Origin of the sequence: Nocardioides sp. (assembly GCF_034670285.1) — a bacterium.
Taxonomy (GTDB): Bacteria; Actinomycetota; Actinomycetes; order Propionibacteriales; family Nocardioidaceae; genus Nocardioides.
Genome location: NZ_JAXMNS010000232.1, coordinates 1 through 6015, shown reverse-complemented (window position 1 = coordinate 6015; position 6015 = coordinate 1). Strand labels below are relative to the sequence as shown.

At 71.8% G+C, this 6015-nt stretch carries 7 protein-coding genes; 3 read left to right on the top strand and 4 right to left on the bottom strand.

The genetic code is table 11. From position 1 onward, the window contains the following. Window positions 1-323 precede the first annotated feature (323 nt). Genes VOI19_RS12310 through VOI19_RS12300 form a run of 3 tightly spaced genes read left to right on the top strand, consistent with a single transcriptional unit; the run spans window position 324 to window position 2577 of the window. On the top strand, window positions 324-869 hold the full coding sequence (locus VOI19_RS12310) for a sigma-70 family RNA polymerase sigma factor (protein WP_323793254.1): 546 nt from the start codon (window positions 324-326) through the stop codon (window positions 867-869). Beyond that, window positions 866-1600, top strand: coding sequence for a zf-HC2 domain-containing protein (locus VOI19_RS12305; protein WP_323793253.1), 735 nt, complete (start codon window positions 866-868; stop codon window positions 1598-1600). The genes VOI19_RS12310 and VOI19_RS12305 overlap by 4 nt, the downstream gene beginning before the upstream one ends. 35 nt (window positions 1601-1635) lie before the next feature. After that, window positions 1636-2577 (top strand): alpha/beta hydrolase, encoded by a 942-nt coding sequence (locus VOI19_RS12300; RefSeq protein ID WP_323793252.1) that lies wholly within the window; start codon window positions 1636-1638, stop codon window positions 2575-2577. A gap of 40 nt (window positions 2578-2617) precedes the next feature. On the opposite strand, the gene galE is transcribed toward VOI19_RS12300, so the two are convergent. From galE to VOI19_RS12280, 4 genes are all read right to left on the bottom strand, one after another. Further along, complete coding sequence (galE, locus tag VOI19_RS12295) at window positions 2618-3622, bottom strand: UDP-glucose 4-epimerase GalE (RefSeq protein ID WP_323793251.1); 1005 nt, start codon at window positions 3620-3622, stop codon at window positions 2618-2620. 36 nt (window positions 3623-3658) lie between these two features. Continuing rightward, complete coding sequence (locus tag VOI19_RS12290; protein WP_323793250.1) at window positions 3659-3820, bottom strand: hypothetical protein; 162 nt, start codon at window positions 3818-3820, stop codon at window positions 3659-3661. 165 nt (window positions 3821-3985) lie between these two features. Next, window positions 3986-5362: a polysaccharide biosynthesis tyrosine autokinase gene (locus VOI19_RS12285; RefSeq protein ID WP_323793249.1), complete on the bottom strand. Its 1377-nt coding sequence runs from the start codon at window positions 5360-5362 to the stop codon at window positions 3986-3988. Window positions 5363-5416: 54 nt separating this feature from the next. Next, on the bottom strand, window positions 5417-6015 hold a 599-nt coding region (locus VOI19_RS12280; RefSeq protein ID WP_323793248.1), incomplete at its 5' end, for a sugar nucleotidyltransferase.

The following is a 6015-nucleotide window of genomic DNA, read 5'->3' as shown; positions in this document are numbered from 1 at the left end:
TCTCGGCGGTGGCGGTGGCGGGCGCGGGCACCAGGGCCACCGCCCCAAGCGCGAGCGCGCCGGCGGCGCTGCCCGTGAGCAGCCGTGCTGCTCGGGTCCTCGATGGAGACATCTTCACTGGTTCCTCTCGCATTACCGTCGGGCGACGAGCGCCCCTGCCGCGACCACCCGGAGGCGGCCACACCCCTTCCTACGGCGCTCGCACCAGTAGCGTTCATCACACTTTCAACGAGTCTTCGGGTGAGCACCGGGTGAACGCCGGCGACTCGAGCGCCGTAAGCATCACCAGCAACCCACCACCGCACCGAGAGCAGGAGGGCGACGTGGACGAGGTCACCGTGGCCGGCCTGCGCAACGAGGACGAGGTGTACGCCGCCTACCTCCTGCACGGTCCCGAGCTCTACCGCTTCGTGCTGCGCGGCCTCGGCGACGCCGGCGCGGCTCAGGACGTCGTCCAGGAGACGTTCCTGAAGGCGTGGCGCTCCTCCGACCGCTACGACCCGACCCTGTCGTCGCTGCGCGTGTGGCTCTTCGGGATCGCCCGCAACGCCATGATCGACCATGCTCGCGCCTCGAACGTGCGGCCCTGGCAGGGCAACCTGGTCGACCCGCCCACCGCGCAGGACCTCGCCGGCATCGCCGACGGTGACGCGATGGAGAGCCTGATGGTGTCGTGGGTGGTGGAGGAGGCGTTGCTCCAGCTGTCGGAGCACCATCGGGTCGCCCTGGTGCGCACCCATCTGCAGGAGCGGCCCTACGAGGAGGTCGCCGCCGAGCTCGGGATCCCGGTCGGCACCTTGCGGAGTCGGGTGTTCTACGGACTGAAGGCCTTGAGAGTGGCGATCGACGAGATGGGGGTGACACCGTGAACGGGAGCATCGGACGAAACGCGGAACATCGCCGGCTGCGCGAGCTGCTGGGCAGCCATGCCCTCGGGCACCTGCCGCCGGCCGAGGATGCGCGGGTGCGCGCCCACGTCGACGGCTGCGCCGCCTGCCGCGCCGACCTCGCCGAGATCGAGCCGCTCGCGGGCCTGCTCGCCGGCGTCGACGTACGCCACTTCGACGAGCCCGCCTCACCGCCGTCCGACCTCGGCGCGCTCATCCGCGCCCAGGTCGCCGACGAACGTTCCTCCCAGGAGGACGACGACCTCGCGCTGCGTCGCGAGCACCGTCGACGTCGCGCGTCCACCCGCGCCGGTCTGGGCATCGCAGCGGCCGCGGTCGTCGTGGCCGCTCTGGTCGGCGGGATCGCCGTGGGGCGCAGCACGGTCCCCGAGGTCGCGGCACCCGTCATCCCGTTCGAGCCGGTCGCGCTCACCGTCGGGTCCGAGGCGATCGAGATCGAGACGGCAGGGCTCGTCCCGCACACGTGGGGCGTCGAGCTGCGGATGACCGGCAGCGGCTTCACGCAGGGAGCGCGTTTCAAGGCCTACTTCCGCAACAGCAGGACCGGCAGGCTCCAGACGGCCGGGGCCTTCGTCGGCACCGGGAGCGACTCCATGGTCTGCAACCTGCAGTCGGCCCTGATGCGCAACGAGGCGTCCGAGGTCGTGGTCAAGGACGCATCCGGCGCCGTCGTCCTCGCCGCGAACATCTGACCCCGGCCGGTCGACCGGGTCGTAGGGTCGGGGTCATGCCACTCGACCCGGGCACTGCCGCCCTCCTCCAGCTGATCGATGCCGCGCCCTACCCGCCGATGTACGAGTCGACCCCGGAGATCGCCCGCGCGACCTTCCGGGCGATGACCGTCGACGGCGTCACCCCCGAGACGCGGATCCCCGTCGGCTCAGCAGAGGACGTCGAGGTCGCCGGGCGACCCGCACGCCTCTACCGCCCCGAGGGCGAGGGACCGTTTCCCACGCTGGTCTACCTGCACGGCGGCGGCTTCGTCATCGGGGACCTCGACACCCACGACCAGACCTGTCGCAGCCTGTGCGCCGGCGCCTCCACCGTCGTCCTCTCGGTCGACTACCGGCTGGCCCCCGAGGCGCAGTTCCCCGCTGCCGTGGACGACACCCTGGCTGCTGTCACCTGGGCGGCCGACCACCTCGCCGAGCTCGGGGGCAGCCACGTGCTCGCCGTCGGCGGCGACAGCGCCGGTGGCAACCTGGCCGCCGTGGCCGCTCAGGCGCTGCGCGTGCACGTCAGCGCCCAGATCCTGATCTACCCCACCACCGACCTCGCCGGCGAGCACGCCTCACGGGTCGAGAACGCCGAGGGCTATTTCCTCGACCTGCCGACGATGCACTGGTTCAGCAGCCACTACCTCGGCACGGTCGACCCCGACGAGCTCGTCGCGAGCGGCGTCGCCCTGACCGACGTACGGCACTCACCGCTGCACGGCGACCTGGCCGGCCTGCCGCCGACCGTCCTCGCGACGGCGGAGTACGACCCGCTGCGCGACGAGGGCGAGGCCTACGCCGACGCCCTCGCCGCCGCCGGCGTGCACGTCGACCGGGTGCGCTTCGACGGCCTGGTGCACGGCTTCATCGACATGGGTCCGATGAGCCCCGCAGCCGCCGAGGCGCTCCTCGACGTCGTCGCCCGCACGCGGGCACTGCTCCACAGCCTCTGACGCCGGCCCGGTCGACGCCGCTGTCACGCCCGCCGGGAGATCACTCGTAGCCGAGGATCTCCTGGCGGCGATCGGCCCACGACAGCGCCGAGGAGATGGCGTCGTCGATCGTGAGCTCGGCCTTCCAGTCGAGCAGGGACGCCGCCCGGTCGACGTTCGCGTAGGCCCCGACGACGTCGCCCGGACGCGGCGGAGCCTCGGTGATCGGCACCGCGGAGCCGAAGGTCTTCTCGAAGGAGGCGACCAGCTCGCGCACCGTCACGCCGTCCCCGGTGCCGATGTTGATCACGGTGCTGCGCGAGTCGACCGCGGCGAGCACGTCGTCGAAGCGCTCGACCGCGCGCACGTGGGCACGGGCGAGGTCCCAGACGTGCACGTAGTCGCGCAGGCCCGTGCCGTCGCGGCTCGGGAGGTCGGTGCCGGTGATCGTGAACGACGGCTTCTGCCCCCGCGCTGCGAGCACGAGCTGGCCGAGCACGTGCGAGGGCTCCTTGACGTAGATGCCCGACTCGAGGTCCGGGTCGGAGCCGATCGGGTTGAAGTAGCGCAGCACGATCGCGCGGAGGTCGGTGGCCTCGGCGAGGTCGAAGAGCACCTGCTCCATCATTCGCTTCGTGCGGGCGTACGGCGAGCCCGGGTCGAGAGGGTCCTCCTCGGTGACCTCGAAGCCCTCCTTGGTGGCGTAGAGGCTGGCCGAGCTCGAGAACAGCACGCGCGGGAGCCCCAGCGCGGTGAGCTCGTCGAAGAGCTCGAGCGACTTCGCGACGTTGTCGCGGTAGTACATGTAGGGCTGCTCGACCGACTCCGGCACGACGATGCGCGCCGCCATGTGGATGGTGGCCGAGATGTCGGGGTGCTCGGCCACGATCTGGCGCAGCAGCGCCCGGTCGGCGACGTCGCCCTCGTAGAAGATCCGGTCACGCACGAACGCGCGCGGCCCGCTGACGAGCGAGTCGAGGATCACCGGCGTGTGGCCGGCCTCCTCGAGAGCCTTGGCGGTGATCGATCCGATGTAGCCGGCGCCGCCGGTGAGGAGAACCTTCATGGTGCGCAGGGTAGCCCGAAGGCTCCACGCAGTCGGTCAGGCGACCTGGGCGGTCTCGGCGTGCCTCGGCGGCACGGTCGAGGCCGCGGGCGTGACGCCCTTCACCTCGCCCTTCATGAAACGACCGACCGCCAGCGCGATGGGCAGCGGGAGCACGAGCCAGGCAAGGAGGCCAAGGCAAATCCAGAGAAAGAGCATGGGGGGATCCTTCGGGAGGGGGATCTGCACCATAGCGCGAAAAAGACGGTAGCGGGAGGCCCGCCGACGATCTCCCTCCGATCGTCGGCGCAGCCGCCTGCACCGTCTGACTCCAGTATCCGCTGCCGGCAGGGCCGCTGAAATCACCCGTCCGGGCAGATCTCCCTAGTCCGAACGGGCGTCCGCGCGCTCGTAGCCGCCGTACGCCGCCGAGTCGCGCCGGCTCGTGGGGACGCCGTTCAGGACCACCCCGATCGTGCGGGCACCCACCTGCTCGAGCCGGGTCACGGCGATCCGCACCTGGTCGCGAGTCGTGCGGCCGTGACGCACGACCAGCAGGACGCCGTCGGCCCGGGCCGCGACGAGGGCTGCATCGGTGACCGGGTTGAGCGGGGCGCAGTCGACGACGACCACCTCGTAGGCGGCGCGGACGCGGTCGAGCAGCTGCGCCATCGCCTGGGTCTGGAGCAGCTCGGCCGGGTTGGGCGGCACGACCCCGCTCGGGAGCACAGCGAGCCCGGTGGTGGGGTGGGTCCAGATCGCGTCGTCGAGCTCGACCTTGCCGAGGAGCACGGTCGTGACGCCGGCCGAGCCGTCGATGTCGAAGGTGCCGGCCACCTGCGGGCGGCGCAGGTCGCCGTCCACGAGCAGCGTGCGGACGCCGGCCCGCTGGAGCGTGAGGGCGAGGTTGACCGCGGTCGTCGACTTGCCCTCCTCGGGCACCGACGACGAGACCGCGATGATCTTGTGGGCGGAGTCGAGGTCGGCGAACTGCACGCCGGTGCGCAGCACCCGGAACCCCTCGACCCGCGGGGAGTGGTGGTCGAGGTCGGTGACCAGCGAGCGACGGCTGGTGCCGCGCTCGAACGCGATCGAGGCGAGCACCGGGGCGCCGACCAGGGCGGCGACCTCGTCGGCGTCGCGCAACCTGGTGCCCAGGGCCTCGCGGAGACTGGCGAGGAGCAGGCCGAGGAGCAGGCCGGCGCCACCCCCGAGGAGCAGCGTGCGGACCGGCTCCGGCGAGACCGGCTGGTCGTCGAAGGACGCCAGGTCGATGACGGTGAAGACATCGTCCTCCGAGGCGACGCCGAGACCGCTCTCGAGGTCTGTCGCGAGGGCGATCAGCTCCTCGGCGTACGCCTGGGCGATCAGCTGCGCGATGCTCGGATCGACGTCGGTGACGCGGAGCGCGAGCACCGCCGAGCCGGGCACGACGTCGGCCTCGACCTGCTCGAGGAGCGTCGCGGGCTCGAGGCGTTCGGTGCTGCGGTAGTCGGGATCGTTGAGCAGCCGGTCGGTCACCCGGGTCGCGAGGATCTCGCCGCGCGCCACCTCGCGATACGTCGTCGCCCGCTCCTCGGTGATCACCTCGGAGACCTCGGTCGAGTCGTCGGGCAGGGCCGAGACGACCACGCGCACCGTGGAGGCGTACTGCGGCGTCTGCCGCTCGGTGACGACGTACGCAGCGGCGAGCGCGACGACCACGCACAGGAGCACGAGGATCGCGTTGCGGCGCAGGGCGCGCCCGAGGCGGCGGGTCAACTCAGGGTCTCCGTTCAGCGGGGTCCGGCCAGACGATAGTGCGTCCGGACCGGGTCAGCCGCGTGCGCCCCGCTCGGCCTTCTCCTCGAGCAGCCCGAGCAGGTAGCCGCCGTACCCGCTTTTCAGCAGGCCGTGCGCAAGCCCGGCCAGCTGGTCGTCGTCGATGTAGCCCATCCGCCAGGCGACCTCCTCGGGAGCGCCGACCTTGGTGCCCTGCCGCGCCTCGATGGCGCGCACGAAGTTGCTGGCGTCGTTGAGGTCGTCGAAGGTGCCGGTGTCGAGCCACGCCGAGCCGCGCGGGAGCACCTCGACCTGGAGCCGCCCCTGCTCGAGGTAGCGCCGGTTGAGGTCGGTGATCTCGAGCTCGCCCCGGGGCGAGGGCTCGAGGTCACGGGCCAGAGCGACGACGTCGTTGTCATAGAAGTAGAGGCCCGGGACGGCGAAGTTGCTGCGCGGTCGCTCCGGCTTCTCCTCCAGCGAGATGGCGCGGAAGTCGTCGTCGAACTCCACGACGCCGTACGCCGTCGGGTCGGCGACGCGGTAGCCGAACACGGCGGCACCGTCGAGGTCGCCGAAGCGGCGCAGCCGCGTCCCGAGCCCGGAGCCGTAGAAGATGTTGTCGCCGAGCACCAGCGCCACCGGCCGGTCACCGA

Bases quoted from the DNA above. Each gene is read 5' to 3' on its own strand.
- VOI19_RS12300 (WP_323793252.1), top strand. From the start codon at position 1,636: ATGCCACTCGACCCGGGCACTGCCGCCCTCCTCCAGCTGATCGATGCC.
- galE (WP_323793251.1), bottom strand. From the start codon at position 3,622: ATGAAGGTTCTCCTCACCGGCGGCGCCGGCTACATCGGATCGATCACC.
- VOI19_RS12290 (WP_323793250.1), bottom strand. From the start codon at position 3,820: ATGCTCTTTCTCTGGATTTGCCTTGGCCTCCTTGCCTGGCTCGTGCTC.